At 59.7% G+C, this 26,918-nt stretch carries 28 protein-coding genes and 1 riboswitch; of the genes, 9 read left to right on the top strand and 19 right to left on the bottom strand.

The features are described from left to right. Positions 1–437, bottom strand: a 437-nt coding sequence (aac(6'), locus tag AC13QE_RS21880) for an aminoglycoside 6'-N-acetyltransferase (protein ID WP_488485212.1), incomplete at its 3' end; no start/stop codon positions are given. Between the two features lie 130 nt (positions 438–567). Between aac(6') and olsE the strand changes: the two genes are divergently transcribed. Beyond that, a complete protein-coding gene (gene olsE, locus AC13QE_RS21875) occupies positions 568–1,563 on the top strand; it encodes an ornithine lipid hydroxylase OlsE (RefSeq protein ID WP_488485211.1) in 996 nt (331 codons plus the stop codon). A 226-nt stretch (positions 1,564–1,789) separates the two neighbouring features. Beyond that, the gene (locus AC13QE_RS21870) at positions 1,790–5,113 is read left to right on the top strand and encodes a thiamine pyrophosphate-dependent enzyme (RefSeq protein WP_488485210.1); all 3,324 of its coding nucleotides are present in this window, start codon (positions 1,790–1,792) and stop codon (positions 5,111–5,113) included. Between the two features lie 111 nt (positions 5,114–5,224). Here the strand turns inward: AC13QE_RS21870 and olsC are convergent, their stop codons facing one another. From olsC to AC13QE_RS21805, 13 genes are all read right to left on the bottom strand, one after another. Then, positions 5,225–6,070 (bottom strand): ornithine lipid ester-linked acyl 2-hydroxylase OlsC, encoded by an 846-nt coding sequence (gene olsC / locus AC13QE_RS21865; protein ID WP_488485209.1) that lies wholly within the window; start codon positions 6,068–6,070, stop codon positions 5,225–5,227. Between the two features lie 456 nt (positions 6,071–6,526). Continuing rightward, entirely contained in the window at positions 6,527–7,894 is a 1,368-nt protein-coding gene (locus tag AC13QE_RS21860; RefSeq protein WP_488485208.1) for a voltage-gated chloride channel family protein, read from the bottom strand. Positions 7,895–8,006: 112 nt separating this feature from the next. Beyond that, a riboswitch (Fluoride riboswitch) is annotated at positions 8,007–8,095 on the bottom strand. 43 nt (positions 8,096–8,138) lie between these two features. Continuing rightward, positions 8,139–8,969 carry a class I SAM-dependent methyltransferase gene (locus AC13QE_RS21855; RefSeq protein ID WP_488485207.1) on the bottom strand — a complete coding sequence of 277 codons (831 nt, stop codon included), beginning with the start codon at positions 8,967–8,969 and terminating at the stop codon, positions 8,139–8,141. A gap of 41 nt (positions 8,970–9,010) precedes the next feature. After that, positions 9,011–10,054 carry a Gfo/Idh/MocA family protein gene (locus AC13QE_RS21850; RefSeq protein ID WP_488485206.1) on the bottom strand — a complete coding sequence of 348 codons (1,044 nt, stop codon included), beginning with the start codon at positions 10,052–10,054 and terminating at the stop codon, positions 9,011–9,013. Positions 10,055–10,062: 8 nt separating this feature from the next. Next, positions 10,063–10,848 carry a ThuA domain-containing protein gene (locus tag AC13QE_RS21845; RefSeq protein ID WP_113330204.1) on the bottom strand — a complete coding sequence of 262 codons (786 nt, stop codon included), beginning with the start codon at positions 10,846–10,848 and terminating at the stop codon, positions 10,063–10,065. 164 nt (positions 10,849–11,012) lie between these two features. After that, positions 11,013–11,354: an SMR family transporter gene (locus AC13QE_RS21840; RefSeq protein WP_112334874.1), complete on the bottom strand. Its 342-nt coding sequence runs from the start codon at positions 11,352–11,354 to the stop codon at positions 11,013–11,015. A gap of 18 nt (positions 11,355–11,372) precedes the next feature. Further along, the gene (locus tag AC13QE_RS21835; protein WP_112411521.1) at positions 11,373–11,936 is read right to left on the bottom strand and encodes a TetR/AcrR family transcriptional regulator; all 564 of its coding nucleotides are present in this window, start codon (positions 11,934–11,936) and stop codon (positions 11,373–11,375) included. A 95-nt stretch (positions 11,937–12,031) separates the two neighbouring features. Continuing rightward, a complete protein-coding gene (locus tag AC13QE_RS21830; protein ID WP_488485205.1) occupies positions 12,032–13,120 on the bottom strand; it encodes an ABC transporter ATP-binding protein in 1,089 nt (362 codons plus the stop codon). A gap of 92 nt (positions 13,121–13,212) precedes the next feature. Further along, the gene (locus AC13QE_RS21825) at positions 13,213–14,088 is read right to left on the bottom strand and encodes a carbohydrate ABC transporter permease (protein ID WP_488485204.1); all 876 of its coding nucleotides are present in this window, start codon (positions 14,086–14,088) and stop codon (positions 13,213–13,215) included. A gap of 1 nt (position 14,089) precedes the next feature. Continuing rightward, positions 14,090–14,995, bottom strand: a complete 906-nt coding sequence (locus AC13QE_RS21820; RefSeq protein WP_132717310.1) for a carbohydrate ABC transporter permease — start codon at positions 14,993–14,995, stop codon at positions 14,090–14,092. Between the two features lie 71 nt (positions 14,996–15,066). Beyond that, entirely contained in the window at positions 15,067–16,335 is a 1,269-nt protein-coding gene (locus tag AC13QE_RS21815) for an ABC transporter substrate-binding protein (RefSeq protein WP_488485203.1), read from the bottom strand. Between the two features lie 234 nt (positions 16,336–16,569). Further along, positions 16,570–17,463 (bottom strand): sugar phosphate isomerase/epimerase family protein, encoded by an 894-nt coding sequence (locus AC13QE_RS21810; protein ID WP_488485202.1) that lies wholly within the window; start codon positions 17,461–17,463, stop codon positions 16,570–16,572. A gap of 4 nt (positions 17,464–17,467) precedes the next feature. Beyond that, a complete protein-coding gene (locus tag AC13QE_RS21805; protein ID WP_488485201.1) occupies positions 17,468–18,511 on the bottom strand; it encodes a Gfo/Idh/MocA family protein in 1,044 nt (347 codons plus the stop codon). Between the two features lie 135 nt (positions 18,512–18,646). On the opposite strand from AC13QE_RS21805, the gene AC13QE_RS21800 reads away from it, so the two are divergent. The 3 genes from AC13QE_RS21800 (at position 18,647) to AC13QE_RS21790 (ending at position 20,553) form a co-directional block, all read left to right on the top strand. Then, positions 18,647–19,690 carry a substrate-binding domain-containing protein gene (locus AC13QE_RS21800; protein WP_488485200.1) on the top strand — a complete coding sequence of 348 codons (1,044 nt, stop codon included), beginning with the start codon at positions 18,647–18,649 and terminating at the stop codon, positions 19,688–19,690. Between the two features lie 88 nt (positions 19,691–19,778). Beyond that, a complete protein-coding gene (locus AC13QE_RS21795) occupies positions 19,779–20,168 on the top strand; it encodes a group II truncated hemoglobin (protein WP_112334881.1) in 390 nt (129 codons plus the stop codon). A gap of 7 nt (positions 20,169–20,175) precedes the next feature. Further along, positions 20,176–20,553: a DUF423 domain-containing protein gene (locus tag AC13QE_RS21790; protein ID WP_488485199.1), complete on the top strand. Its 378-nt coding sequence runs from the start codon at positions 20,176–20,178 to the stop codon at positions 20,551–20,553. Between the two features lie 35 nt (positions 20,554–20,588). On the opposite strand, the gene hmuQ is transcribed toward AC13QE_RS21790, so the two are convergent. The 5 genes from hmuQ to AC13QE_RS21765 form a co-directional block, all read right to left on the bottom strand. After that, a complete protein-coding gene (gene hmuQ / locus AC13QE_RS21785; RefSeq protein ID WP_132717316.1) occupies positions 20,589–20,903 on the bottom strand; it encodes a heme-degrading protein HmuQ in 315 nt (104 codons plus the stop codon). A gap of 18 nt (positions 20,904–20,921) precedes the next feature. After that, positions 20,922–21,200, bottom strand: a complete 279-nt coding sequence (locus AC13QE_RS21780; RefSeq protein WP_112334884.1) for a hypothetical protein — start codon at positions 21,198–21,200, stop codon at positions 20,922–20,924. Further along, positions 21,197–21,595: a DUF2325 domain-containing protein gene (locus AC13QE_RS21775; RefSeq protein WP_132717318.1), complete on the bottom strand. Its 399-nt coding sequence runs from the start codon at positions 21,593–21,595 to the stop codon at positions 21,197–21,199. The genes AC13QE_RS21780 and AC13QE_RS21775 overlap by 4 nt, the downstream gene beginning before the upstream one ends. Before the next feature lie 132 nt (positions 21,596–21,727). Then, the gene (tolA, locus tag AC13QE_RS21770; RefSeq protein WP_488485198.1) at positions 21,728–22,972 is read right to left on the bottom strand and encodes a cell envelope integrity protein TolA; all 1,245 of its coding nucleotides are present in this window, start codon (positions 22,970–22,972) and stop codon (positions 21,728–21,730) included. Positions 22,973–22,976: 4 nt separating this feature from the next. Further along, the gene (locus AC13QE_RS21765) at positions 22,977–23,429 is read right to left on the bottom strand and encodes a hypothetical protein (protein ID WP_488485197.1); all 453 of its coding nucleotides are present in this window, start codon (positions 23,427–23,429) and stop codon (positions 22,977–22,979) included. Between the two features lie 191 nt (positions 23,430–23,620). On the opposite strand from AC13QE_RS21765, the gene hemP reads away from it, so the two are divergent. From hemP to AC13QE_RS21745, 4 genes are read left to right on the top strand one after another with little or no spacing between them, the layout of a single operon-like run. After that, complete coding sequence (gene hemP, locus AC13QE_RS21760) at positions 23,621–23,794, top strand: hemin uptake protein HemP (protein ID WP_015340808.1); 174 nt, start codon at positions 23,621–23,623, stop codon at positions 23,792–23,794. 9 nt (positions 23,795–23,803) lie between these two features. Continuing rightward, on the top strand, positions 23,804–24,859 hold the full coding sequence (locus tag AC13QE_RS21755; RefSeq protein ID WP_488485196.1) for a hemin-degrading factor: 1,056 nt from the start codon (positions 23,804–23,806) through the stop codon (positions 24,857–24,859). A gap of 9 nt (positions 24,860–24,868) precedes the next feature. Then, on the top strand, positions 24,869–25,804 hold the full coding sequence (locus AC13QE_RS21750) for a heme/hemin ABC transporter substrate-binding protein (protein WP_488485195.1): 936 nt from the start codon (positions 24,869–24,871) through the stop codon (positions 25,802–25,804). A 19-nt stretch (positions 25,805–25,823) separates the two neighbouring features. Continuing rightward, complete coding sequence (locus AC13QE_RS21745) at positions 25,824–26,915, top strand: FecCD family ABC transporter permease (protein ID WP_488485220.1); 1,092 nt, start codon at positions 25,824–25,826, stop codon at positions 26,913–26,915. Positions 26,916–26,918 lie beyond the last annotated feature (3 nt).

Here is a 26,918-nt window from a genome sequence, read left to right as displayed (position 1 = left end):
AGCAGCTTTCGAAAGTAGACCACGCGCCTTGTTTCGACGAAACCGAGCGCGGCATGAAAGGCGTGGCTCGCAAGATTGTCGATCAGTGCATCCGAGGCAAACTCAGTGCAGCCAGCCTCCCGCCCCCATGCGGCGACAGCCTGGCAAAGCGCCCGCGCCGTCCCTCCGCGCCGATCTTCGGGACGCACATAGATGCCCTCCAGGAACAGGACCGGCGAAGTCTCGCAGCCATTGACGTAATCGTGCCGCAATGTCGCTTCGGCAAAACCGACGACATGACCGGCAGAATCGATCGCGACAAACGCAGAAGCATTTTCATGAGCGCGAAATTGCACCAGTTCCGCCCGATGATGTTCGAGCGAACTATGGGGCCAAAGCTCGAAGCGCAACCGCGCCCACGCCTCCAGATGTTCGTCTGCCGCCTGCTCTATGCGCATGTCTTGATCTCCTATCCAACTGCCTGTTGCCGACCAGCGGAAAAATTTCGCTTTCGACTCCACAATCATCGCGCTACATATCGCGCATATTCACGCGCTATTTCGCCGATCAGAATCTGAGGATGATGGAATGACATTTCAAAGCAGTTCGCGTCTTTACGCTGCTGTTTCCTCCCTGTTGTGGCCAGCCATCCTATGCGGTGGACTAACGGGAGCCTATTTCGCCTTCCGGTCGGATATGCATCTTCTCTGGTTCAATGTCGTCTATCTTTCGACGGTAGCCATCATTGCCTTCTTCGAGCGGTTGATGCCTTACGAGAAGACTTGGCAGAAGCGCGATGGCGAGACCTTCAACGATATCGCCCATACGCTGCTGAGCAAGGGCGGCGTGCAGATCGCCGCTGCGATCGGGACCTCCTTCCCCATGGCCGTCGCGACGGTCGCGCAGCCGGCGCTCAGCTACCATTCTCACTTCTGGCCGGATCAATGGCCGATGGCCTTCCAGGTGGTGCTCGGCCTCGTTATTGCCGAGTTCGGCCTCTATATGGCGCATCGCCTGGCGCATGAGCATCTGTCGCTGTGGCGCTTCCATGCCCTTCATCACAGCGTCGAGCGCCTTTGGGTCATCAACACCGGCCGTTTCCACTTCATCGATACGCTCTTCAAGATCGCCCTCGGCCAGATCCCGCTTTATTTGCTCGGTGCGCCGTTGCCGGTCTTCCTCTGGATCGGCGCGGTCACGGCCTTCATCGGCCTCTTGACGCATTGCAATGTCGATATGCGCACCGGCCCGCTCGATCTCATATTCTCGACTCCCCGCCTGCATCGCTGGCATCACTCCAAGGTGCTTGCCGAAGGCAATACGAATTATGGCGAAAACCTCGTGATCTGGGATCAGCTTCTCGGCACCTTCCATAACCCGCCGCGCCCCTCCTCCACGGATATCGGCATCACCGGTAAGGTCGCCAAGGGCTTCCTCGCCCAGCTCGCGCAGCCCTTCTCCCGGCAAGGCCGCAAGGAGATCATCGGCAAGAAGCCGAAGGAACTGATCCTTCAGGAAGAACAGGCCGCAAAGGCCGCTGCGGCAAGGCGGAACGCCAACGCTAGGATCCGCAAATCAGGCTAGGATCGCTTTCGATAAACGGTACCAATCGCGCGGCGCGCGGACGGGTGCGTTTGCCGGCGCGTGGCCATGGATAGAAACATCGCGAAAATTTGCAGCCTGACAATTCACTTATTTCCGTTTCAAACCGAGAAAATATTGTCATTTAACGTGTATTGAAAAAGGCAGCCTAGGGGTCTACCTAGGTCCCTTCAGCGGTTTTAGACGAAAGATTAGGAAAATCATTGAGATGGAAGGGAGGTTTACAACAGAATACCTCAAGCAACTTCACAGAATATTTTTCGTTTCCAGAGAAATAGACCGTCTTGAGCGAGAATTCATCAAGCAGGGCATAGCACATTTCCATGTTTCCGGCGCCGGACACGAGTCCACGGCGCTTCTCAACGAATTCCTTCAGGACGACGACTGGCTGCATCTGCATTATCGCGACAAAGCCCTGATGCTGGCACGCGGCATGCCCATTCGTGAGTTCTTCTCCAGCCTGCTTGCGACAGCCAATTCCCATTCCGCCGGCCGGCAGATGAGCGCGCATCTTTCCTCCCGCGCCCTCAATATCACATCGATCGTCGGACCGGTCGGCAACAATGCTCTGCATGCCGTTGGCGTCGCGGCATCCCTGAAGCACAAGCCGGGAATGCCGATCGCCATCTGTTGCGTTGGCGACGGCACCACGCAGCAGGGCGAGTTCCTCGAAGCCGTCGCCGAAGCCGTGCGCAGCCAGTATCCTGTCGTCTTCGTCATTGAGGACAACAGCTTTTCCATCTCGACACGCACCGGCAAGCAGACCTTCTTCGATTTGCCCGCCGGCCCTGCCTCCTCTTTCTACGGCATCGATATCATCCGCACGGATGGCGACGATCTCACCGCATCGCGCGACGCCTTCCACAAGGCCGTGCGCCATAGCCGCAACAACCGCACTCCCAGCATCGTGCTGTTGAACGTCGAGCGCCTTTCCGATCATACCAATGCCGACGATCAGAAGACCTACCGCACCCTGCTCGAAATCGAAGCGGGCTCTTCGCGCGATCCGCTGCCGAACCTGCGGGCAATGCTGCACAAAGCCGGTGTCGACGCCGATGCGCTGCAGAAGATCGAACAGGAACTGATTGCGGAAGTGCAGGCGGAAGCCGCCCTTGCCCGCAAGGAAGACGCTCCGAAGGTGGAGCCGGAAGCTAAGGCTCCCTACCCCGCATCGTTCAATGGCAAGGCGGAATATCGCGGCAACGAAACCGCATCGACACTGACGATGCGCGAGGCGCTTAATGTCGTTCTAGACAAGCAGCTGGCCGCCAATCCCGAGGTCGTCCTGTTCGGCCAGGATATCGAGGATCCGAAGGGCGACGTTTTCGGCGTCACTCGCGGCCTCAGCACGAAATATCCCGACCGCGTGCGCAACGCCGCCCTCACCGAATCGACAATCGTCGGCACCGCCGTCGGCCGCGCATTGGCCGGCCAGCGCCCTGTCGCCTTCCTGCAGTTCGCAGATTTCCTGCCGCTTGCCTATAACCAGATCGTCTCGGAAATGGGCAGCATGTTCTGGCGCAGCAATGGCGCCTGGGAAGCACCCGTCATCCTGATGGTGAGCTGCGGCGGCTACAAGCCCGGTCTCGGCCCCTTCCACGCCCAGAGCTTTGAGGGAATGCTGGCGCATACGCCCGGCATCGACGTCGTCATGCCCTCCAGCGCCGGCGATGCCGCCGGTTTGCTGAATGCCGCTTTCGAATCGCGGCGCCCGACGGTCTTCCTCTATCCGAAGGCCGTGCTCAATAATTCCGACGGCCGCACTTCCGAGGATCTGCACAAGCATTTCGTCCATCCCGGCCTGTCGCGCCATGTTACCCGCGGCCGCGACATTACCCTCGTCAGCTACGGCAACACGGTTTCGCTCTGTGCCAACGCCGCAAGCGCTTTCGAGGCTCAGGGCTTCTCCGTCGAGGTGATCGATCTGCGCTCGATCTCGCCCTGGGACGAGAAGGAAGTGCTGGCGAGCGCGCGGCGCACCCGCCGCCTGATCGTTGTTCACGAAGATAACCGCACCGTCGGCATGGGCGCGGAAATCATCGCGACCGTCACCGAAAAGACCGATGTCCCGGTCGTCGTGCGTCGGCTTGCCCGCTCAGACGCTCATATCCCCTTCAATTTCCGCAATCAGCTCGAGACCCTTCCCTCCTATCGCAAGCTGGTCGACCTGATGGCAGAGGTTCTCGAATGCGAGGTCACCTGGCACGAAGAGGACGACAGCGGCCCGACAGCAGCGATCAAGGCGATCGGCTCCGGCCCTGCCGACGAAAACGTCCTCGTGACCGATATGCTCGTCAAGCCCGGCGACAAGATCGAAGTCGGCCAGCTGGTGGCCGTCGTCGAGGCGACGAAAGCCTCGGTCGAGATCTGCGCCAATATCGGCGGCGTCGTGCAGGAAGTCTTTGCCAAAATCGGCGACCAGATCGCCACGGACAGCCCGCTTCTGACTGTCGACGCCAATCGCGACCTGAGCGAGCAGAACTTCGCGCTCGCCTCCGAAATCCAGAACAAATTCGTGCTGCGGCGCTTAAAGTCGCATGTCATCCCGGCGCTGCGCCGTCATACCGGCAGCTTCTCGGAAGTCGTCATCAACGGCATTGGCATCGCGACCGGCGCCCGCCGCGTCACCAACGAAGAAATCATCCATAACTGGCCGAACCGACGGGCCGACGAAATCCTCGCGCTGACGGGCATCAAGAGCCGCTTCTGGATCGGACCCGACGAAGGCACGTTGAGCCTTGCCACGAAGGCGGCTCGCGATCTCCTCAAGCAGAACCAGATGTCGATCCACGATGTCGATCTGGTGATCGCCGCCACCGGAACGCCTGACATCGCCACGCCGTCGCTCGCAAGCCGCGTCGCGGTTGCCGTCGCCGAAGACGGCGTGCGGCCTTCGCTTGCGGCCTATGACATGGGTGCGGCCTGCTCCGGCTATCTCTACGCGCTGCAGCAAGCCTATGATTTCATTGCGCAGCAGAACGACGCCAAGGTGCTCATCATCACCTCGGAAGTCCTGTCGCCGCTGCTCGACATGAATGATTTTTCCACCGCGATCCTCTTCGGCGACGCCGCGACCGCCAGCCTCGTGACCAGCCGCGACATGGCGCGCAACCCGCTCTTCACCGCGAGCCGCCCGATCGTCAGCGGCCGGCCGGAACCGGGGGATCTGCTCTATGTTCCGCTGCCGGACGATGGCGTCATTGCCATGAACGGCCGCTCGGTCTTCACCGAAGCCGTGCATTCGATGACCCGCTCGATCGAAAACGCCTGCGTCGATGCCGGCATCGAGCTTGCCAATCTCGATCTGCTGGTGCCGCATCAGGCCAACCAGCGCATCATCGACACGATTGCCAAGCGCAGCGGCCGCCCGGCCCTCAGCGTCATCGAGACCTACGGTAACACCAGCTCGTCAAGCATTCCGCTTGCCATGCTGCATGTCGCCAATGAGCGCTCCGAGCCGCTGAACCTTGGGCTCGTGGCCTTCGGTGGCGGCATGACGGCAGGCGCTGCAATCGTGCGAACGGTGAAGTAGGCAGGGTTTCACTCTCTGGACGCCTCCCCGCGGCTGCGCGTGACTGAATAAAACAAAACCCCGGCCTCCCTCAGAGAGACCGGGGTTTATGAAGCTAAACAGTCGATGCGATCAGGGTTTCGGGCGGTTTCTGAACGCCTCGGCTTCGGCGTAGAACTTCTTTTCCCATTCCTTGTGATTATCGAGACCTTCCTTGATGAAGGGCGTGAAGATCGCCAGGTTCATCAGGGCCCAGTTGACGAAACGGGCCGGGAATTTCAGCGGCTTGACGAAATCGACGAAAAGCACAACGCGGGTCTTGTCGGTGTGGTTCCAGGCTTCGTGCTCATAGGCGTCGTCGAAAATCAGCGCCTTACCTTCCTGCCAATGGCAAACCTGCTTGTCGACGCGGATGGCGAGCTTGTCATTCGGCTCCGGCACGATAAGGCCGAGATGCAGGCGCAGCACGCCATTATAGGGGCCGCGATGCGCAGGCAGATGCTTGCCCGGCTCGAAGATCGAGAACATCGCCGTCGTCAGCCCGGGAATCTTCTGCACGGCCGCCCAGGTATTCGGGCACGCCTTGATGTTCTGCTCGGATTTCACGCCGAAACCGAGAAGGAAGAACGTCTTCCAGCGCGTATCGGTGGAAATGGTCTTCACGTCGGTGGAGATGTCCTGGAAGGTCGGCAGCTCGCTCTGGCGCAGCAGAACCTTCTCGAGCTCGGCGCGGATGGCCGGATAATCCTTCTCGATCTCGGCCGCCCAGGGGAAAGTCGCGGTGTCATAGACCGGCGGATTGCCGAGCTTGGCATATTTCAGGTTGAGGCTTTCGGCCCATGCAACAATGCACATGAAAAAGCGGGTCATAGCGCTCGGGCGGTCCATCGGCGCGATGCCGGCGGTGCCGAAGGTCTGTTCCGGAGCAGAAGATTGGTTGGAAGTGGGAGCAGGTGCGCTCAAGGGACTCTCCGTCATGTCTGTCTTTTGGGGCGGTGCGGTCCGGGAGGAAGTCGCCCGGGGAATCCGCATGCGAATCCCGGAGCGAGAACAGGCTTGTCATTGGGAATGCTTTGCCGGTGCTTATCCTGATCGACGCCCGACTCCTTGTGTTATGCGGTGATCTTAATAGGCGATTATATGAGTTGATTAGTCGAATTTCGCAAGAGAGTCCGTTCGCAACGAGCGGTGGTTTGTCGTGGAATAAATCTCCGCGATTCTCGAGAGGGATTCACCTCAGAATCGGCAAAAATGCGGCGAAATCTGCCGATCTCCAATCACTATGCCGTTTGAGCCTGAATTATTAGCCGGACAATTGCAAGTCCTGCCATCGGAGCGTCGATCGACAGGAAAACGGACGGCCGATATAGGCGATGGCCGGCATCCATCGGCCGGCTCCCAGAGAGGGCACGACAACCTCCAGCCGTCCTTGCGTCAAACCTCTTCGGTCTTGTTGGCATTTCCCCGCCGCGTCTTCACACGGTGTTCGCGAATATGGCGAATCGGCATGTCGGCTGGGATATTATCGGAAGCACTTTTGGCGATGCCGAGACGCTGCGACAGATAGATGCTGGTATGGCCGCTGCAGATATAGGCAAGGAAGCACGCGACAGCGAGGTAGACCGTGTGCGTCGCGCCGAAGAGCTCGATACCCATGATCATGCAGGCAAGCGGCGTATTGGTCGCGCCAGCAAAAACGGCGACAAAGCCCAACGCGGCAAAAAGATCGGCCGGCGCACCGAGAATGGCGGCAAGCGCATTGCCGAGCGCGGCACCGATGAAGAATAAGGGCGTCACCTCGCCGCCCTTGAAGCCGGAGCTCAGCGTTACGATCGTGAAGACTGCCTTCCAGAACCAGCTCCAGTAATCGACGCGAGCCGGATCGAAGAAGCCGAGGATCGTCGCATCATCTGGGTTGGGCGACCAGACGCCAAGCCCGAGATATTGCCGGGTGCCGAGCAGGTAAACGAGGCCGATCAGGACCGTGCTGGCGATGACCGGTCGCAGCGGCGCGTAGGCGCAGCACCGCTTGAATGCCGCCGACGCAGCATGCGAGAGCTCGCTGAAGCACCGTGCGGCCAAGCCGAAGATGACGCCGGCAAGCCCGACCTTGATGAGCAGCAGCGCATCGAGATGGAAGGTGCTGGCCGGAGTGCCGGTGAGATAGCCGATGTGGTACTGAATATGCTCGATGCCCCAGACATGGCAGGTCCAGTCGGCCGCGATTGCCGCTGCCAGGCTCGGGATCAGCGCCTCATATTGCATCCGCCCGATCGTCAGGACTTCGAGAGCGAAGACGGCGCCAGCGATCGGTGTGCCAAAGACCGCACCAAAACCGGCGGCGATACCCGCCATCAGGAGAATGCGGATCTCGCCATGGCTGAGCCGGAAAACTCTCGCAAAGGCGCTGGCAATGCTGCCGCCAAGCTGCACCGCCGTCCCTTCGCGTCCCGCAGAACCACCCACTAGATGCGTCAGAACCGTCGAAACCAGGATGAAGGGCGCCATGCGCAGCGGCACGCCGCCGCCGGGCTCATGGATCTGATCGACGATCAGATTGTTGCCGCCCTCCGAACCCCGGCCGAAGTGCTGGTAAACCAGCACCATCAGGAAACCGGCAACCGGCATAAGAAAGATAAGCCAGAGATGATCGAAGCGCGCAGCTGTCGCCTTGTCCAGGCTCCAGAGGAACAGCGCGCAGAGCGAGCCGACGACCACAGCCATCGGCACCACGAGAACAATCCATTTGAACAGGCTGCGGAATTGCTGAAAACGATGATGAAAATAAGCGGATGCGGACATCAGTTTGCCCCTCCCGCGAAGCCAACATACGGTCTTCCGGGGACGGTGAACAAGAAACAGTGGGATAACGGCAAGATAACAGGCATGACTCTACTCCTTCGCCTTTCAGGCGTGCTGAGTAGGAGTCATCAGCTTCTCTGGAAAAATCAGAGCAGCGGTTCGGCCACCATGGCCCGGCAGAAATCCATTACCGTTGTACTTTCCATACAGAAACAGGCCCGCCGCTGTCAACGGGCAGCAGCCGTCACACCGCCCGGGCAATCATCTCGATCGGCGCAAGCAGGCCGCCCTCGACCGACACGTTGACGTTGCTCATGCGCTCACCGGCCCGCGGACCCATCAGCGTGCGGACACTCTGGTCTCGCACCTCGCCAGCCGCAGCGGCCCTGGCGCGCGCTTCATGCGCCAGCCGGATTACAAGAGCACTGCGGTCCTGCTCAAGCTCAACCGCGAAACCGGCTTCATCAAGCAGATGGCGATAGATATCGGGGCTGCGGACGAAGCTCGTCTCCTGCTCCATAGCCCAGGGCATGGGAAACGGGAGCGTTCCCTCCCGCATCTGCATGATTTCATAGAGGCCGAAACGCCCGCCCGGCTTGAGAATACGCCTGATCTCCCAAAACAGTCTCGTCTTGTCCTCGATATTCATCCCGACATGAATGAGCGTCGCCCGATCGAAGCTGCCGCTCTCGAAGGGCAATGCCAAGGCGCTCCCCTGCCGAAAGGAGACTTGGTCCGCGAGACCGCAGCGAGCCGTCAGCGAATTGGCGACCTGAACGAATTCTTCGGTGAGATCGATGCCAGATACGATGCATCCGTAGGAATCGGCAAAATGGCGGGCAGGCCCGCCGAGCCCGGAGCCGATATCGGCGAGGCGCAGGCCGGCGGAAAGATCCAGATCCCTCGCGAAATCCACCGTCGCCGCATGTCGCCCCAGATGGAATTCATCGACATCGGCCAGGTCGCGGATGCGCAAGTTGTCGACATCCTTGCCGTCGGCCGCAAGGCTTTGCAGGATCGCCGCTTCCAGCGATCCGTGCGTATAGTGGCTGGCCACTTTTTCCTCGGTAGACATGCGTGCACTCCCAAGGCCTTGTCTGAAGGCTGACTGTGATGTCAGACCTTCAGTTCGCGCCGTTCAACTTCAGTCACCATGGCAAGATCCAGCACGCGCTGCAAGTTGGCTGCGTGACGGAAGCTCGGATCCTGGCTGCTGCCCGCCATGACAGCATCAGCGAAGCGCTGATAGTTGGTCGGAACCGGCGGTACTTCAAGCACCCTCCACGTCGCCGTTTCCGTATCATCGCCCAGGCAACCACGCAGTTCGGAACCGTTCGGGCTATGGGACACTTCCAGGCCGCCGCGCTCGCCATAGATGCGGAGCTTCAGCTCGTTCAAATGTCCTGTCGCCCAGCGGCTTGCATGCACGACGCCAAGCGCGCCGTTGGCGAAATCCACCGACATCGAGAAGCTGTCGTTTGCATCGAGCGTATATTCGCCGATACGCTCGCCGGGAGCCTTCGCGAAGGTCTTGAGACGAGCAAAAACGTGATCGATATCGGTCGCGGCGCCATAGGCGGCGAAGTCGAGGATATGGATGCCGATATCGCCGAGAACGCCGTTCGAGCCATGACCGGTCGACAGGCGCCAAAGCCACTTGGACTCGCTGCGCCAGTCGCCCCAGGCCTTTGAGACGAGCCAGCTCTGCAGGTAGGACGCCTCCACGTGCTTGACCGTGCCGATCTCCCCCGAAATCACCATCTCGCGCGCCTTCTGCAGCTGCGCGACATTGCGATAGGTCAGGTTGACCATGTTGACGACCCCTGCCCTTTCGGCAGCTTCCGTCATCTCGAGCGCCTTTTCGTAATTCTCCGCAAGCGGCTTTTCGCAGAGAACATGCTTGCCGGCGGCAAGCAGCGGCAGGGTCGTCGGGTGGTGCGCCTTGTCCGGCGTGACGTTGGTCGCCGCATCGAACTCGCCCCAGGTGAGCGCCTCGTCGAGCGACGAGAAGCGCTTCTTGATATCGAACGTGTCGCAGAAGGCGGTGAGCCTCGTCGCATCCGTATCGACGGCGCCGATGATTTCGACGCCAGGAATGCGGGCGAAATGCTCCACATGGTTCTTCGCCATGCCGCCCGTGCCAACTACTATGAGACGCATCTGATACCTCAGCGATAACCGGCTTCGCCGGCCTGGTGCAGTTTCGGGCCGCGTTCGACGATCGGCTCCAGTGCCTTTTCGACCGGCACGTTCGGCGCATCATGGATGCTAGCCTGAGTGCCGAGCGGGTTGTGAGCCCACTTCACGGAATTGATCAGAACCTTCTGAACGGTACCGTTGTGATAGGTCGGATAGGTCTCGTGGCCTGGACGGAAATAGAAGATGTTGCCGGCGCCGCGGCGCCAGGTCATGCCCGAGCGGAAGACTTCACCGCCCTGGAACCAGGAGATGAACACGGTTTCCAGCGGCTCCGGAACGGAGAACTGCTCACCGTACATTTCCTCATTCTCAAGCTCAAAATGTTCGCCGAGGCCGGCTGCGATCGGGTGGCGGGGATTGATGACCCAGAGGCGCTCGCGCTCGCCGGCTTCGCGCCACTTCAGCGCACAGGGCGTCCCCATCAGGCGCTTGAAGACCTTGGAAAAATGGCCCGAATGCAGGACGATCAGGCCCATGCCTTCCCACACGCGCTTTGCCACGCGCTCGACGATTTCGTCCTTGACGGCGCCATGGTCCTTGTGCCCCCACCACAACAGGACATCGGTATCCTTCAGACGGGCTTCGCTGAGACCGTGCTCCGGCTCCTGCAGCGTTGCCGTGGTCGCCTCGATACCCGCATCGGCATTGAGTGCCTTGGCGATGGTGTTGTGCATGCCTTCCGGATAGATCTCGGCGACGACCTTGTTTGTTTGTTCATGAATGTTCTCGCCCCAAACGACGGCACGAATAGTCATTACGGCACTCCTCTTATACCATTGAAATTGAATGGGTTACGCGATCCAAAGCGCTTTGGGAAAGCGCCGTACTTCAAGCCTCCATCAGCCCGTTCGGGGCAAGAGATAAAGCCTCCCCGAGAATTTGACAAAGGCAAAAACGACCATAGACAACACCTGTGTTTTCAGTGCGACACGGATTTTGAAAAGAGATTGACGACGAGCACGCCGGCAATGATCAGACCCAGGCCGATGACGGCAGCAAGGTCGAGTTTCTGGCGGAAAAGCACGACCCCCACCATCGAAATCAGCACGATGCCGAGCGCGCTCCAGATAGCATAGGCGATACCCACCGGGATGACCCGCAACGTCACTGAAAGACAATAGAAGGCGGCCGTATAGCAGATCACCAAAACCACTGTCGGGCCGAGGCGGGTGAACTGCTGCGACATCTGCAACGCCGTCGTGCCGATCACTTCCAGCACGATCGCGACCAGCAGCATTGCATAGACCGATGCGTTCGCCATTCCATTGTCTCCGATAAGTTAGAGCTGTGTCAGCTCGATCAGCCGGTCGATCAGCCTTTGGCGGGCGCTTTCGTCCAACTCGTGGCTGCCGAGCAGGTCGGCAAGCCATATCCCGTCGGCCGCCAATCTGACGATTGCCGCATCCACCGAGGAGTCCGTACCGACATATTCCTCGCTGCGCTCGCGCACCCACTCGTGCCACCGCTGCCGCAATTGCGGTTCGGTGAGCAGCACCATCGTCACCTGCGCCCAATCCTTGGCGCCCTGCGGCTGGTCCCGCAGCGCCAGACAGGCATGCAGATAAGCGCGGGTAAAGCGGCCATGCGGCAGCGGATCGGCGCGCATCGCTTCCTCGATCGCAGCGTCCAGCCGCTCCAGCAGGCTGTCGAATAGCGCTTCCAGCAGCATGTGCTTGCTGGGGAAGTGATGCAGTAATCCACCCTTGCTGACACCGGAGGCGCCGGAAACGGCATCCAGCGTCACCGCCGTCATCCCCTTTTCGGAAGCAAGCCGCGCCGCGACCTCCAGCAACTGCTGGCGGACGAACAAAGGCTGCTTCTTTCTATGGTGCGCAGTGGACATGGTGGCATAACATACCAGTTGGACGGTTTCGTCAACGACCTACTTGATCGCCTCTGAAGCTTATCGAAAATGGCTGATCTTTGTGTCCTCCCTCCTTAGTTTACGGAATGATGGGCGGCATCGTTCTCGTCGAAGATGCTGACCTTCGTTGCATCGACAGTGAAGGCGATCGGCGAGCCGGTCGTGATCGTCGTCATGCCGGGATCCGTGCCGATGATCTTCGAACCATCCTTGAGCCGGACGTGAACGAGCGAACGGTCGCCCAAACGTTCGATGGTCTCGACCTGACCACCGATATCACCCTTCTCCGCCGCCGTAACGACCAGATGCTCCGGGCGGATGCCGAGCGTCAGTCCGGAATTCGCAAGGCCATTGAGCGCAACCGCCGTTTTGATGACAGAGCCATCCGGCAGCGTTGCCGTCGCCAGCCCGCCTGCCTCGCCAACACCAGCTATGTTGATAAAGTTCATACCGGGTGAGCCGACGAACTGGGCGACGTACCGGGTCGCAGGGCGCGTATAGATCTCGACGGGTGTAGCCACTTGCTCGATCTTCTTGTTGTTCAAGAGCACGATACGGTCGGCAAGCGTCATCGCCTCCACTTGGTCATGGGTGACGAAGACCATGGTCGCACCCAGCCGCTCGTGAAGCTGCGCCAGCTCGACGCGCGTGCGGGTGCGCAGGCCGGCATCGAGGTTGGAGAGCGGCTCGTCGAAAAGGAAGACGTCGGGCTCTCGCACGATGGCGCGGCCGATCGCGACACGCTGGCGCTGACCGCCGGAGAGAGCCGAAGGTTTGCGATCCAAGAGATGTGGCATTTCGAGGATCTTTGCGGCTTCTTCGATGCGCCTGGCAATCTCGTGCTTGGGTGTTTTGATATTTTTCAGGCCGAAGGACATGTTGTCGCGAACCGTCATGTGCGGATAGAGCGCGTAGGACTGAAAGACCATCGACACGCCGCGCTCGCCGGGGGGCAGTTGGTCGACCCGCTTTCCGCCTATCCAGATCTCGCCGCTGGTGATCGTCTCGAGACCCGCAATCATGCGCAGCAGGGTCGACTTGCCGCAGCCAGAGCCGCCGAGAAAGACGACGAACTCGCCGCGCTCGATCGTCAGATCGATGTCGTTCAGAACCTGCACGGCACCGAAATGCTTGGTGAGGGATTTGATATTGATACCTGCCACTTTACGCCTCCTGCGGAAAAATCGAATTCATCGAACTTGCCATTCATCGCGCCCCGCCCGGCGGCTTTCGCCGAACGAGGCTTCCGCATTGGTTATTTGACGGCACCAACCGCGACACCGCGCGTCAGGGTCCGTTGGAAAATAAGGAAGAAGATAATCGTCGGCGTTATGCCGAGCAGAGAAGCTGCAGCAATCGCGGTCGGATCCTGTGTATTGGCACCTGTCAGCACGCCCATGGCAACCGAGATGGTTTGATTGTTGTTGGAAACCAGAAACACAAGCGGGATGAGGAATTCGTTCCAAGTCCAAATGAAGAAGAAGGTCGCCAGCACCGCGAGCGTCGGGCGCAGCACCGGCACGATCACCATCCAGAGGATCTGCCAGCGGCTGGCATTGTCGATCTGTGCCGCCTCGATGATCTCGCGCGGAAAGGTCGCCAGCACCGAAGACAAAAGATAGGTCCCGAATGCCGTATGCAGCACGCCGATGATCAGGATAACCGACAGCATCGAGTCGAACAGGCCGACCTGCTTCGACATATAGTAGAGCGGATAGACCAAAGCCTCCTGCGGCGCCATGATGGATATCAGCAACAATACGAGAAGACCTTGGCCGCCGCGCACCCGGCCTATGCCGATGGCATAGGCATTCAGCAAGCTGAGAACGACGGCCAGAATTGCGGTGCATCCGCTGATGAGAATGCTGTTGAAGAGCTTGCGGGGGAAATCGACAGTGGCCCAGAAGTTTTTGAGCGCCGTCAGATCGAAGCTGTGCGGAAGAGCAAGCGGACCATTGGCGGCATAGTCGGAGGGCGTCTTGATAGCGTTGACTGCCGCGAGAAAGAACGGAAACAGCGTGCCTGCAAGGAAAACCAGCAGGATGCCCAGAACGACCCAGCGGCCGAAACCCCTTCTTGCGCGATGTTCCGTCGAAACGATGTGTGTGGAAATCGAGGATGCCGTTGCCATCTCAATGCCCTCCTTCGGCCTGCTTCGACTGCATACGCAGGAAGAGGATGCCGAGTATGATGGTCATGACCGTCTGCAGCGTCGCGATGGCTGCCGCGTATCCGACGCGGTTTGTCGTGAAGAAATGATAGTATGACAGATAGGATGGGACCGTCGTTGCATTGTCCGGTCCGCCCGACGTCAGAACATAGATCGGCGCGAAGACCTTGAGCGCCGCAATCAGCGTCGTCAGCGCGACGACGAAAATTTCGGGCATCAGCATCGGAATGGTGATGGCACGGAAACGCGCGAACCAGCTCGCATTGTCGAGCTCGGCGGCCTCGTACAGCGAAGGATCGACGCGTGCCAGTCCGGACATGAACACGACCAGGCAATAGCCCACCTGCACCCAAACGATGACGGCCGAAACCGCCCACAAAGCATAGGTGGCATCCCCCAGCCAGTTCTTCGCCATGAAATCGAGGCCGATCGCCTTCAGCACCGCATTGATGATGCCGATGGGGTTGAGAATCCAGGCCCACAGCACGCCGGCGGCTGTCAGCGGCAGGATCTGCGGCAGGTAGAAGCCTGCGCGAAAGAAGCTCGACCACGTCTGGCTGAATTGCGCACTGATATAGTCGAATAGCACCGCCGCCAGCACCAGCCCTAATATGATGGGCACGATCGTCATCGAGATGATGAACAGCAGCGTATGCTGGATGGAACCCCAGAAAGCCGCATCGTGAAGCAGCCGCTGATAATTCTCAAAGCCAACATATCGCGGCGGAATGACGCCGCCCTTCCATGTCGTGAAGCTGATGACGAAATTGGCAATCAGCGGAACGAGCACAACGAGAAAAAACCCGAGCACGCCGGGGATCATGTAGAAATAGTACCCCGCCCTGCCGGCGCTCTTCGACTTATCCATCGAAATCCTCCAGTCCGATACGGCAAGGCGGCATCAAAGCCGTCTTGCCGTTGTGATTGTCGCCGATGGTGTTACTGCGCTGCCTGCACGTCGTCGTAGGCCTTCTTCAGGCGCGCCGCGAACTGATCAGGCGTGGTCGAACCGTTGACAAGACCCGTGGTCGCCTGGATCAGCAGTTCGTAGTAACCAGGCACCGGCCAGTCCGGGTAGAAGCCGAGGCCGCCCTTGCTGGAGATCTGGTTGAAGAGCTCGACGTTGCGCTTGCCGACTTCGTCGGTGACTGAGGCCGGATCGGCGGCGATGGCAACACCACCGAGATTGGCCTGCTGGTTCTGGTTTTCCTTGCTCAGAACAAGATCGATGAACTCGTAGGAGAGTTCCTTGTTCTTCGCGCTCTTCGGCACCATGAACAGGTTCCCGGTCGAACCCACGCTGTACTTCGTGGTCGGGAAGATGAACTGGCTCCACTTGAAGGTCTTGATCGAGCTCGCGAAGTTGCCGTTGTTCCAGGTGCCGCTGACAAACATCGGAGCTGTGCCCGACGAGAAGAGATTGTCAGCGCCGCCGGTACCCTTAAGGCCCGTCGAATCCTTCGAAATATAACCCTTGCTCACCCAGTCGGCGATCTTCTGGGCGGCGAACAGGAAGGGTTTGGTATCAAGCGGTGCCTTCAGCCCCTGATAATTCTTGACCCAGGTATCGTCAGCCTGCGTCAGAGCAAGCGTATAGACCAGGTGCTGTGCGTTGGAATCCACCGTGCCATAGGCAAGCGGCGTAATGCCCTTCTTCTTGAAAGTGTCGAGCGCAGCTTCGAATTCGTCCAGCGTGGTCGGCACTTTCACGCCATTGGCCTGGAACATGTCGATATTGTAGAAAACCGAAACGAACTCGCCATAGACGGGAATACCGATAATCGGACCGGAACCGTAGATGCCGTTGCCATCGTATTTGCTGAGCTGGCTATTCGTTTCGTTGAGGATCTTGTCCCATCCGCGCGATTTGAATTGATCGTCGAGCGGTGTCAGCAGGCCCTGCGAGGCGACGAGGCCAGCCGTGGCATTGCCCTTGTTATATTCCAGAACATCCGGGGCCTGATCCGAATTGAGGATGAGGCTGCCTGCCTTCTGCAATTGCTCGAAAGTCTTCTGCTCGAAATTGATCGTAACATCAGGATGCTTGGCTTTCAGCTCTTCGAGCGCCTTGGTCCATGCCTTGGCCTGCGAAGTATCCGGCAGTTCGAACCACCAGACGTTAAATGTCTTGCTCTGCGCTTGCGCCACACCGGCTGCAAGCAGAAGCGACATGCCGGCGGAGATCGCCAGCTTCGAAAAAATATTCATACATTCTCCTCCACCATGCGAACCGTGACGGTATCTGTCCGATGACATGGCCCGCGCTGCCATCGGCGTTTTCCTCTCACCTGCGCCAAGCGCCCGCCTGTCCCATGGGGCAAGGTGCGGACGCTCGGGTTCCTCCGTTCGGGTATCCGTCATGCCCTAAGCGTCGATCACTCAGGGCATTTCATTAACGCACAACTTGCCTCCTAAATCGATGCAGTTCTGCAAATGCATGCGTTACTCGACGAAGTCCCCACCCCGGCTTGCCTTGAGATAGTTCAGGCCATGAACCTGGCCAGTCATTTCGAGTGCATCGCGATAGACCGGGTCATGCCAGCCCTCGATGTCGATGGAGCCGGACCAGCCGGCCAAGCGCAATTCGGAGATGATGTCGGTCCAGTTGCTGTCGCCGAAGCCCGGCGTGCGCATGAAGACGAACTTCTCCTTGCCGAAGATACCGTGCTCCTTGATGACATCCCAGCGGATCGTCGCATCCTTGCCGTGGACGTGGAAAATCTTTTTCGCCCATTTGCGGATCTGCGGCAGCGGCTCGATCAGATAGACCATCTGATGGCACGGCTCCCATTCCAGGCCGAGATTGTCATCCGGAGTTTCATTGAACATCAGCTCCCACGCATCGGGGTTATGCGCGATGTTCCAATCGCCGGTCGCCCAATTGCCGTCCATGGCGCAATTTTCGAAGGCGATCTTGATGCCCTTGTCGGCCGCACGCTTGGCAAGCTCACTCCAGATCTGCTTGTAACGCGGCAGGCTGTCTGTGAGCGGCTGGTTGCGGATACGGCCGGTGAAGCCGGCAACGCAGGTCGCGCCGAAATGATGGGCATTGTCGATGCAATCCTTCCAGCCCTGCAACGTCTGCAGGTCCATCTCGCGCTCTTCGAGCGGATTGCCGAACATGCCGAGGGTAGAGATCGTGATGTCGCGATCGCCGATGGCCTCGCGGCAGCGCTTACCGAGTTCCGCAAGGTTCTGACCGTTGGTGCTCTGCCAGAAGAAGGGCTCGAAGCTCTCGAAGCCAAGATCGACGATCTTGGCGATGTTCTGGGCAGCATCCTCGTTCGTCGCCCTGATCATCGTGCCGATGCGGATGGCCTTTGCCGGATTTGTCATGATGTCATTGTCCTTGTGCTGAAATGTCGACGCGCCGGCCGGTCTTGGCGCTCTCAATGGCGCCTAGAACCATGGCAAGGCTGCGAATATTGTCAGAGCTCGCCGTCTCGGGCGGCTTGCCGGTTTTGATCGCTTCAATGAAGGAGGCGATGACGCTCGCGTGGCCATGCGTCTCCTCTTCGTGCTTCGGTCCGGGAACCTCGATCGGCGTGAAACCATGCAGCAGCCCCGGCTCGTTGCCGGCAACATCAGCCTCGAAATTGTCCTCGCCGTCCCAGGTCAGCATGCCCTTGCTGCCGGTGAGCCGCCACTCACTTTCCCAGCTCGTGCGACGACCCTCGGCGCACCAGGAACCGCGATAGCTGAAGACGACATCATCGGAAAAGTCGAAGAGCGCATGGGCCGATGCACCATGCTTGTACCAAGAGCCCACCGGGTTCTTTTCAAGGCAATAGACCGAAAGCGGCACCTTGCCGGACACGAAGCGGGCGGCATCGAATGTGTGGATTGCCATGTCGAGCAACAGCACATTGTCCATCTCCTCGCGGAAGCCGCCGAAATGTGGACCGAGGAAGAAATCGCAATGGACGCCCGTCAGCTCACCGATTGCCCCCTCCTCCACGAAACGTCGCAGACGACGGATGCCGGAGATGAAGCGGCGGTTCTGGATGATGGCATGGACTTTACCCGCAGCTGCCGCGAGGTTGATCAAGGCAGCCCCCTCGGCGAGCGACGTCGCCATCGGCTTCTCGCTCAACACATGGCAGCCGGCCTTCAATGCCGTCGAAACCACGCCAAAGCGTGCAGCCGGAATGACGATATCGAAGACCAGATCCGCCTTGGTGATCGCAATGACCTCAGCGAGATCGGAGCCGATGACGGCACCATCCAGGGAGAATTCTTTCGCAAGGCTTTCGGCGGTCGCTCGATTGAGATCGACCAGACCGACAATCTGAATGGATTCGGCAAGCGCCGGCGTCGAGGCGATGGCCCTGAGCCAGCCCTTGGACATAGCTCCGCACCCGCACAAAATGGCATTAAATTTCACGATGTCCTCCTGCGGGCGGTGCGTAACCCCTCATGACACGCGCTCCGTAAACGTTTACGATACTATGCGAAAAGATTTTCCTGTGTCAATAGAGGAGGACAGCGGAAAATGGAGCAGGGAGGAAAACCGCGGCCGATGAAGGGAATTCGTCAGCTTGCCGAGCATCTCGATATCTCGATCGGCACAGTATCACGCGCATTGAACGGCAAGCCTGATGTCAACGAGGAGACCCGCAAGCGCGTGCTCGCCGCTGCCGAGCAGCTCGGCTATGTCGCCAACCAGTCCGGCCGCAGCCTGCGGCAGGGCACGACCAATGTCATCGGTCTGATGATCCAGTCCAGCCGGGAAACGGTTGAAAACAGCGACAATTTCTTCCTGACGGTAACGGGCGGGCTGCAGAGCGTGTTCTCCCGCTACAAGCTCGATCTCATCATGCTGCCCTGCCCGCATGACGAGGACCCTTATGAATATCTGAAGCGCATGGTGGCGAGACGGATCGTGGATGCGCTCATCATCTCGGAGACGCAGCGCGTCGACAAGCGCTTCGACCTGCTTGCCAAGGCCAAAATCCCTTTCGCAGCGCTTGGCCGCAGCCTGTCAGGCACGCAGCACCCCTGGGCCGACCTCGATTTTGACGGCGTCGCCAATGCCGCCGTCGACCGGCTCGTTGCGCATGGACATCGCCGCATCGCGGTCAGCGCACCCTCAAGCGACATCAATCTCGGCTTCATCTTCGTTGACGGCTATCGCCGGGCGCTGGAGCGGCATGGCATCGCCTATGATCCCGCCCTCGTCATTCGTGCGAAATCGAGCGAACAAGGCGGTTATCAGGTTGCCGACGAGTTACTGGCCCTCGAAAACGGGCCGACGGCCGTGATCCTGATCTATGAATTGATGGCGATCGGCTTCTATCGGCGCGTGATGGAAGCTGGCATCATCCCTGGGCGCGATATAGCGGTCGTCAGCTTCCGCGAGGCGCCGCGCGCCAAATTCCTTCAGCCGGCGCTGACCTGCTTCCGCACGTCCGTACACGATCTTGGCGTCGAATTGGCGGAAATCCTGCTTTCCAGCATGCCCGCCTACAGCCACGAGTATCCAAGAAAGGCGCGTCAGACCGTTTGGCCGCTCGAGCTCATCCCTGGGGAAAGCGATGCTTTCCAGCTGACTGCCAAAAAATAGTAGCGCCGAAACGCCGCACCGGCCGCTTGGACAGTTGCGGCAGCGCTCCTGAGTTGCCATCTAGAACATCGCAAACAGGGGCCTGGGCTTGAGCGAAGAAACCATCACACTCTACGAAGCCATCGGCGGCGACCGAACTGTGCGGGCGCTGACATCACGCTTTTACGAATTGATGGATACGCTGCCGGAGGCCGCAAATTGCCGCGCCGTGCACCCGCCGAGCCTCGAAGGCTCGCAGGAGAAATTCTACGAATATCTGACCGGCTATCTCGGCGGGCCGCAGCTCTACATCGAAAAGCGCGGCCACCCGCGCCTGCGCAGCCGGCATTTTGTCGCCGCCATTGGTCCAAAGGAGCGCGACGAATGGCTGCTGTGCTTCCGCCGCGCCATGGACGAGACCATCGAAAACGAAAAGCTGCGGGCCGTCATCTGGGAGCCGGTCGAGCGTCTGGCCTTTCATATGCAGAACAGGGAATGAGGAAAACATGAGCATCGGCGCCATAATCCGTCCGGTCACCCTGTTTATCGCCGGCATCCTCGGGGGCGGCGGTGTTGCGCTGGCCGCAGCCGCAACTCATGGCGGCGACACGCATTTCCTCGGCGCAGCCTCCACTATGAGCCTCGCCCACGCCCCTGCCCTCCTGGCGCTTTATGCCGGTTATGACCGTATCCGCACAGCGCCTATTGCTGCAATCTTGCTCGGATTGGGAACGCTGATCTTTGCCGGTGATCTCATCAACAGGCATTTCGGCGGCGGCTCGCTCTTTCCCATGGCCGCTCCGACGGGCGGAATGGGCATGATTGCCGGCTGGGCGGCGATAGCGCTCGGCGCCTTTTTCAGAACCGGTACGGCCAAGGCCTGAGAGAAAACTATTTTACCAGGGTAAGGGACGCTGCTTCAAATCCCCGGAACGACAGCGAAGCCTTCGAATTGCGGCGGCCCCCAATAGAGCCGCTTGTTCTCGCCGGCATTGCGATGCGCCATGCGAAAATGCTCGGATTTCGTCCAGTTGATGAAATCATCTTCGCTGTGCCAGGTCGTGTGCGAGGAAAACAGCGTATAGCCCTCCTCCACGCTCGATTTTCCGCGCAGAAGGCGGAATTCGAGAAAACCCGGCACGTCCGATAGGCGGGAATCGCGCCCTCTCCAAACCTCTTCGAATTCGCCCTCCAAACCGATGACGACCTTGAAGCGGTTCATGGCGATATACATGGCAACCTCGTTCGACGATCAGACCTTCTTGCGACGGGCGACAGTCTTATCCGCGTCGGGCGCAAAGGCAACGACATTTGCGCCATTGCGGCTCGCTGCGTCGAGCGGTTGCTCCGGCGCCTCTCCCGGCTGCCGCGTCTTCCAGGCGGGAAATGTCGCGACATTGGCGGCCCGCCGTTGGTCATTGGCGCGGCGCATCAGCAATTCATAGAGTTCGGGCACAAGCCCATCACCATTCTGTGCGGCCAGCTTGTGCAGGCCGATCAGCGCAAACCCGTCAGGGCCATTATCGATCATCTTGAAGCGTCTCGTTCTTTCATGGTCTGCAGCGCCCGCTCGAGGCTGGATTTGCTGCCATTGCGCAAGGGAATGAACGCCTTGCCAAACTTCTTGCAGCCCGTTTTCACGCGCAGGCAGGCGTCATGGCTGATGCAATCGATCGGGCAGAACACACAGTCGACCGATGGCAGCACGGTGTCGATGCGCGAAACCGCCTCGCGCAGGCCGCCATCGTGATGGATCAGTTCGGCGCCGAAATTGCTGGCGATCTGCCGCAGATGCGCCACCTGACAATCGCGGCCGCCGACATAGAGGAAGCTGCGTCCATCGAGAGTGGATTTCCCGGGAGCCTGCGCCGTTGTCTGCACTTCGCGGCTCTCGCGACCAGAACCCCTCTTCCCCTTACGCGCCATACATCACCCGTTTGCTGGTTGCTCTTCCACGCTCGATTCCACCGAGCGTGAGGCGACCTTAATAAACATGAGTTTTGTAGTAAAGTATAAAGTTGAGAGTTTTCATCATATTTTAGGCGAGAGAAGCAGCTATTATCGCCCTCCAACCTGAACCGCCTGCGTGAACGGCCAAGTCGGCTTACCCCATTCGGAAGGCAGAGAGGGAAATGGGGCGGCCTTCCGCACTTGCTCGATCACAGCCTGATCCAAGCCAGAATCTCCGGAACTGCGCGCCACGGAAAGAGACCGAAGTTCGCCGTTCGAACCAATCGTCAAACGCACGACGAGTGTCAGGCCCTTTTCATACTTCGACGGTACGCGTTGCACGTAGCGTTTAATGCGGGCCTGCACTTTGCCGGTATAATTCGCAATTGCCGCATCGCCAGAGCCTGTCTTACGCGCATTCAACTGAGAATTTTGATCGGATTGCGCTGCCTCGGTGCCATCGGCGGACCCCCGCTTGGAATCCTGCTCGCTCTCACCGCGCGATCCAGACTTCACCTTCGCGACTTTTGCGACCGGCTTCTTCACTTCCTTCGGCCGTTCAACTGGCTTCGGCTTCTCCACCGGCGTCACAACTTCAAGCGGAGGCTCTGTCGGCTGAGCTTCGGCATCCTGACTATCGACAGGCTGCACCGGTTCGGCAGGCTGGATCACCGTCGTCTCGGCCGGCACCTGCGTCGCCAAAATCTGCGGCTGCTCAGGCGCGATTGCGGTGGGCTGGGTCTGCTCCACGGGCTCAACCCTTTGAAGCTGCTGCGTCTCTACTGTCTGCGGTTGAACGACATCCGGTTGGGGCGGTTGCGCCTGTTCCGGCGTGACTTCAGTCGGCTGCACCGTCTGCGGCTGCACGGCCTCGGCGGTCACCTGCTCCGGCTCCGTCTGCGGGTTTTCCTCGCCCGTAGCCATCTGATCGGCATCGGAATTGCCGATCATGATGACACTGACGGTATCGCCCGCCTCCTCCTGCGCTTCTTCCGGCGTGGCAACGAAGGTAAACAACAGCGCAATAACGATGGCGGCATGGAACAGGCAGGATCCCACGCCGGAGAAAAGCAGCGACGTCTTGCGCCCAGAAGCCGTTTCTCGCGCCCTCTCAGGCAGCGCGTCCATCGGCAGATGCTCCGCCGCCTCATCTGGGGCGGCATCGCTCGGATGGTCTGGATAGGAGCTGATTTGCGTAAAGCGGCTGTAATGCACCACAGCCTCGCCGGCCGGCGGTCGCGGCACACCCTCGAGGCCGGTCAGTTCGTGGCCGGGCAACACACTCGGATAGTTGTCATTCAAGCCGCCATTGGCGCGGCGCTCCATGGAAACTTTCGCCGAGCGTATTGCCATGGCTTCAGCCCTCGAAGGGAACTGCGGTCTGCGAGCGGGTCGTCAATGCGGCCTTGCATTCGCCGGCGGCCGGGCCGTCACAGACCGGCGTGTCGTTGATGATGATGCGCGAGACCGTTTCGCATTTGACGCCCGGCATATCGAATTGCCGCACCCGCTTCTTGCCGAGCGGCAGATCGCGGAAATCAAGCACCGTAACGCGGTCGACGGCATTCTTGTCGTTGAAGAAGGCAAGCTCGAACGAGATCTTGTTGATCGGCGCTGCCATATCGTTTTCGGCAACGAAGGTCATCAGGCATCCCTTCTGCGAGGGAGCCAATGCATTGAGTTCGACGGTGAGCTTGTGCGCAGCCGATGCGAGTGCCGCGGAATTCGCATCCTGAGCGAAAGCAGAAACAGAAGATGCCGCAGCAAACAGCCCCGAGGCGGCGAGCGCCAAGATCGTTTTCGTCAGCATCGGCATGTCTCCTGTATGTGCTTGACGCCGCCCGCCCGACCAGCGCGGCCTTGGCGTGTATCGTCTAAAATTTAAACTTGACTCTATAGGTATCCTATTGTGTGTTTATGAAACCATGAGTAAGAGAGTCAAGATAAATTTGGCCGCACAACGGTTCGGCCCCAGATGAATTTCAGGCAAAACTAAACAGGATGATTGCTGAGAAGACCCCTACGCCGCCGGTGCAATGCATGGCCGCACCACAGATACGAATTGTCGAGAGCACGGATATTTTCCGGGGCCAGACCGAAATCATGATCAAGCATGAAGGCGTCATCTACCGCATGAAGATTACGCGCCAAGGCAAACTCATACTCAACAAATAGGCATGACAGATGAATAAGACGAGCCGCCCGACTCCCGCCGAAATTCGCGCTTTCCGCGCCGAGAACCCGAAGATGCGCGAGCGCGACATCGCTGCCCGCCTCGATATTTCCGAAGCGGCGCTGGTTGCGGCCGAAGTCGGTATTTCGGCCATTCGTATCGACGCCAGCGTCGAGCGTTTTCTCGAGCGGATCGCCTCGCTTGGCGAGATCATGGCCCTGTCGCGCAACGAAAGCGCCGTGCACGAAAAGATCGGCGTTTATGAGAACATGAAATTCGGCGCACAGGCGGCGATCGTGCTTGGCGACAACATCGACCTGCGCATCTTCCCGAAGCGCTGGGTGCATGGCTTCGCCGTCACCAAGACAGATGGCGACCAGAAGAGGCTGAGCCTGCAATTCTTCGACAAGGCCGGTGATGCCGTCCACAAGGTACATCTGCGCCCCGATTCGAATGTCGAGGCTTATCACGCGATGGTCGCCGAGCTGCGCATCGAAGACCAGTCGCAGGAATTCGCCGAGGATCGTTCAGGTTACGACAATGGCGCGACGGACGGCGATGTCAGCCGCGACGAGCTGCGCGACCATTGGAGCCGCATGACCGATACGCACGAATTCTTCGGCATGCTGAAAAAGCTGAAGATCGGCCGCCAGGACGCGATCCGCACCGTCGGCGATGATTACGCATGGAAACTGGATGCCGGTGCCGTCACTGAAATGATGCATGCCTGCGTGCGCGAGGGCCTGCCGATCATGTGCTTCGTCGCCAACGAAGGCACCGTGCAGATCCATTCCGGCCCGATCTACAACGTGCAGACTATGGGTCCCTGGATCAACGTCATGGACCCGACCTTCCATCTGCATCTGCGTCAGGACCACATCGCCGAGGCATGGGTCGTGCGCAAGCCGACCAAGGACGGCCACGTCACCTCGCTCGAGGCCTATAATGCCAAGGGCGAGATGATCATTCAGTTCTTCGGCAAGCGGAAGGAAGGCTTCGATGAGCGCCGCAATTGGCGCGCTATCCTGGAAAACCTGACGAGATCGGGCGCCAGCGTCGCCGCATAAGAGATGCTCATGACGATGTTTAAGAACTTGAAGCACATCAGGCCGTGGGAAATCGCCCTGACCATGGTGGTGATGGCCCTGCCGCTCGTGCCGGCCAACCCGATCGCCGGGCTCGGCAGCTTCGTGCGGCAAGCACACGCTGCCGAGGCGGCACCGAAGATCGATACCTCGCGCCTCGTCTCAATCGGCGGCGATGTCACGGAAATCGTCTATGCGCTCGGCGAGGAGAAGCGGCTCATCGCGCGCGATTCCACCAGCCTTTATCCCACGGAAGCGACCAAACTTCCCGATGTCGGCTATATGCGCGCTTTATCGCCGGAAGGCATTCTGGCCGTCAATCCCACAGCCATCATTGCGGTGGAAGGTTCCGGCCCGCCGGAAGCCTTGGCCGTGCTGCGCAATGCCAGCTTGCCCTTCGAGACCGTACCGCAGACCTACGATCGCGACGGCATCCTGAAGAAGATCGAAGTCGTTGGCGCGCTGCTTGGCGTGCCGGACAAGGCCAAGACCCTGGAAGATAAGGTCGCCGCCGATCTCGATGCCGCGATCAACGATTCCGCCAAGCGCCCGGGGGCCGAGCGCAAGCGCGTCCTCTTCGTGCTCAGCAACCAGAACGGCAAGATCATGGCGTCGGGCAGCGACACGGCCGCCGACGGCATCATCAAGCTGACCGGCGCCATCAATGCGATCAACGGCTTCTCCGGCTACAAGTCGGTGACGGACGAAGCGATCATCGAAGCCAAGCCTGACGTCATCCTGATCATGGATCGCGAGGGCCCGCTGTCGATGTCGAACGAGGATCTTCTGAAGCAACCGGCTATTTCTTTGACGCCAGCCGCGAGCCACAAGGCAGTCGTGCGCATGGACGGCCTGCATTTGCTCGGTTTCGGACCACGCACGGCCAGCGCCATCCGCGAGCTGAATGCGGCGATCTACGGAGGCTGACGTGGCATTCAACGATGCCATGGCTGGATTGAAGCAGATGTCGCAAGCCACGGCACACCGCCACCAAGGGGATCGCACCGCACTTGCGATCCTCGTCATCGCCGGCTTGGTCATGGTTTCGGCCGTTGCTTTTCTGTTTTCGATCACGACAGGCGCGTCGAATGCTTCGGTCATCGACCTAATAGCGAACATGCTGAGCGGCGGCGCGGAAAGTACGCTCAGCATCCGCGACCGCATCGTCATTTTCGATATCCGCGTGCCTCGCGCCGTCCTCGGCTTCCTGATCGGCGGCGGGCTGGCGGTTTCGGGTGCAGTCATGCAGGGCCTCTTCCGCAATCCGCTCGCCGATCCCGGCCTGATCGGCGTGTCTGCGGGTTCCAGCCTCGGTGCGGTCGCGATGATCGTCCTCGGTGGCGGCGTGCTCGCCCCTCTCGCACATCTCTTCGGGATCTTTTCCCTGCCGATCGCCGCCTTCATCGGCGGTCTGGCAACGACGATATTGCTTTATAAAGTCGCGACCCGGTACGGACAGACATCGATCGCAACCATGCTGCTGGCCGGCATCGCGCTCGGTTCGCTTGCGCTGGCGGCAACCGGAATCCTCATCTACATGGCCGACGACCGGCAGTTGCGCGACTTGACCTTCTGGAGCATGGGATCGCTGGCGGGCTCGACCTGGAGCAAGGTCGCAGGTGCCAGCCCGATCATCGTCCTTTCGCTTCTACCCCTTCCCTTCATGGCACGCGGACTGAACGCGCTGACGCTCGGCGAGGCGGCCGCTTTCCACATGGGGATATCGGTGCAGCGGCTGAAGAATATCGCCATCGTCAGCGTGGCCGCGGCGGTCGGTGCATCCGTCGCTGTCAGCGGCGGCATTGGCTTCGTTGGCATTATCGTGCCGCACATTCTGCGCATGGTGATCGGGCCGGACCATCGCTTCCTGCTTCCGGCTTCGGCCTTGCTTGGTGGCTCGCTGCTTGTCATTGCCGATGTCGTTGCCCGCACCATCGTTTCCCCGGCAGAGTTGCCGATCGGCATTCTGACGGCCGGCGTCGGCGGTCCGTTCTTCCTGTGGATGCTGCTCAGGCAGCGCTCGCGCCTTAGCCTGTGAGCC

This window comes from Martinezella sp. CNPSo 3957, assembly GCF_057784395.1.
Note: the sequence above shows the minus strand (reverse complement) of the source record. Positions and strands in the feature narration are given on the sequence as shown.

Bases quoted from the DNA above. Each gene is read 5' to 3' on its own strand.
- AC13QE_RS21810 (WP_488485202.1), bottom strand. From the start codon at position 17,463: ATGACAAATCCGGCAAAGGCCATCCGCATCGGCACGATGATCAGGGCG.
- tolA (WP_488485198.1), bottom strand. From the start codon at position 22,972: ATGGCAATACGCTCGGCGAAAGTTTCCATGGAGCGCCGCGCCAATGGC.
- AC13QE_RS21820 (WP_132717310.1), bottom strand. From the start codon at position 14,995: ATGGATAAGTCGAAGAGCGCCGGCAGGGCGGGGTACTATTTCTACATG.
- AC13QE_RS21780 (WP_112334884.1), bottom strand. From the start codon at position 21,200: ATGATCGATAATGGCCCTGACGGGTTTGCGCTGATCGGCCTGCACAAG.
- AC13QE_RS21800 (WP_488485200.1), top strand. From the start codon at position 18,647: ATGAAGGGAATTCGTCAGCTTGCCGAGCATCTCGATATCTCGATCGGC.
- olsE (WP_488485211.1), top strand. From the start codon at position 568: ATGACATTTCAAAGCAGTTCGCGTCTTTACGCTGCTGTTTCCTCCCTG.
- hmuQ (WP_132717316.1), bottom strand. From the start codon at position 20,903: ATGTATATCGCCATGAACCGCTTCAAGGTCGTCATCGGTTTGGAGGGC.
- AC13QE_RS21750 (WP_488485195.1), top strand. From the start codon at position 24,869: ATGACGATGTTTAAGAACTTGAAGCACATCAGGCCGTGGGAAATCGCC.
- AC13QE_RS21765 (WP_488485197.1), bottom strand. From the start codon at position 23,429: ATGCTGACGAAAACGATCTTGGCGCTCGCCGCCTCGGGGCTGTTTGCT.
- AC13QE_RS21745 (WP_488485220.1), top strand. From the start codon at position 25,824: ATGGCTGGATTGAAGCAGATGTCGCAAGCCACGGCACACCGCCACCAA.
- AC13QE_RS21855 (WP_488485207.1), bottom strand. From the start codon at position 8,969: ATGTCTACCGAGGAAAAAGTGGCCAGCCACTATACGCACGGATCGCTG.
- AC13QE_RS21825 (WP_488485204.1), bottom strand. From the start codon at position 14,088: ATGGCAACGGCATCCTCGATTTCCACACACATCGTTTCGACGGAACAT.
- hemP (WP_015340808.1), top strand. From the start codon at position 23,621: ATGATTGCTGAGAAGACCCCTACGCCGCCGGTGCAATGCATGGCCGCA.
- AC13QE_RS21815 (WP_488485203.1), bottom strand. From the start codon at position 16,335: ATGAATATTTTTTCGAAGCTGGCGATCTCCGCCGGCATGTCGCTTCTG.
- AC13QE_RS21840 (WP_112334874.1), bottom strand. From the start codon at position 11,354: ATGGCGAACGCATCGGTCTATGCAATGCTGCTGGTCGCGATCGTGCTG.
- AC13QE_RS21870 (WP_488485210.1), top strand. From the start codon at position 1,790: ATGGAAGGGAGGTTTACAACAGAATACCTCAAGCAACTTCACAGAATA.
- AC13QE_RS21850 (WP_488485206.1), bottom strand. From the start codon at position 10,054: ATGCGTCTCATAGTAGTTGGCACGGGCGGCATGGCGAAGAACCATGTG.
- AC13QE_RS21790 (WP_488485199.1), top strand. From the start codon at position 20,176: ATGAGCATCGGCGCCATAATCCGTCCGGTCACCCTGTTTATCGCCGGC.
- AC13QE_RS21860 (WP_488485208.1), bottom strand. From the start codon at position 7,894: ATGTCCGCATCCGCTTATTTTCATCATCGTTTTCAGCAATTCCGCAGC.
- AC13QE_RS21845 (WP_113330204.1), bottom strand. From the start codon at position 10,848: ATGACTATTCGTGCCGTCGTTTGGGGCGAGAACATTCATGAACAAACA.
- AC13QE_RS21755 (WP_488485196.1), top strand. From the start codon at position 23,804: ATGAATAAGACGAGCCGCCCGACTCCCGCCGAAATTCGCGCTTTCCGC.
- AC13QE_RS21775 (WP_132717318.1), bottom strand. From the start codon at position 21,595: ATGGCGCGTAAGGGGAAGAGGGGTTCTGGTCGCGAGAGCCGCGAAGTG.
- olsC (WP_488485209.1), bottom strand. From the start codon at position 6,070: ATGACGGAGAGTCCCTTGAGCGCACCTGCTCCCACTTCCAACCAATCT.
- AC13QE_RS21835 (WP_112411521.1), bottom strand. From the start codon at position 11,936: ATGTCCACTGCGCACCATAGAAAGAAGCAGCCTTTGTTCGTCCGCCAG.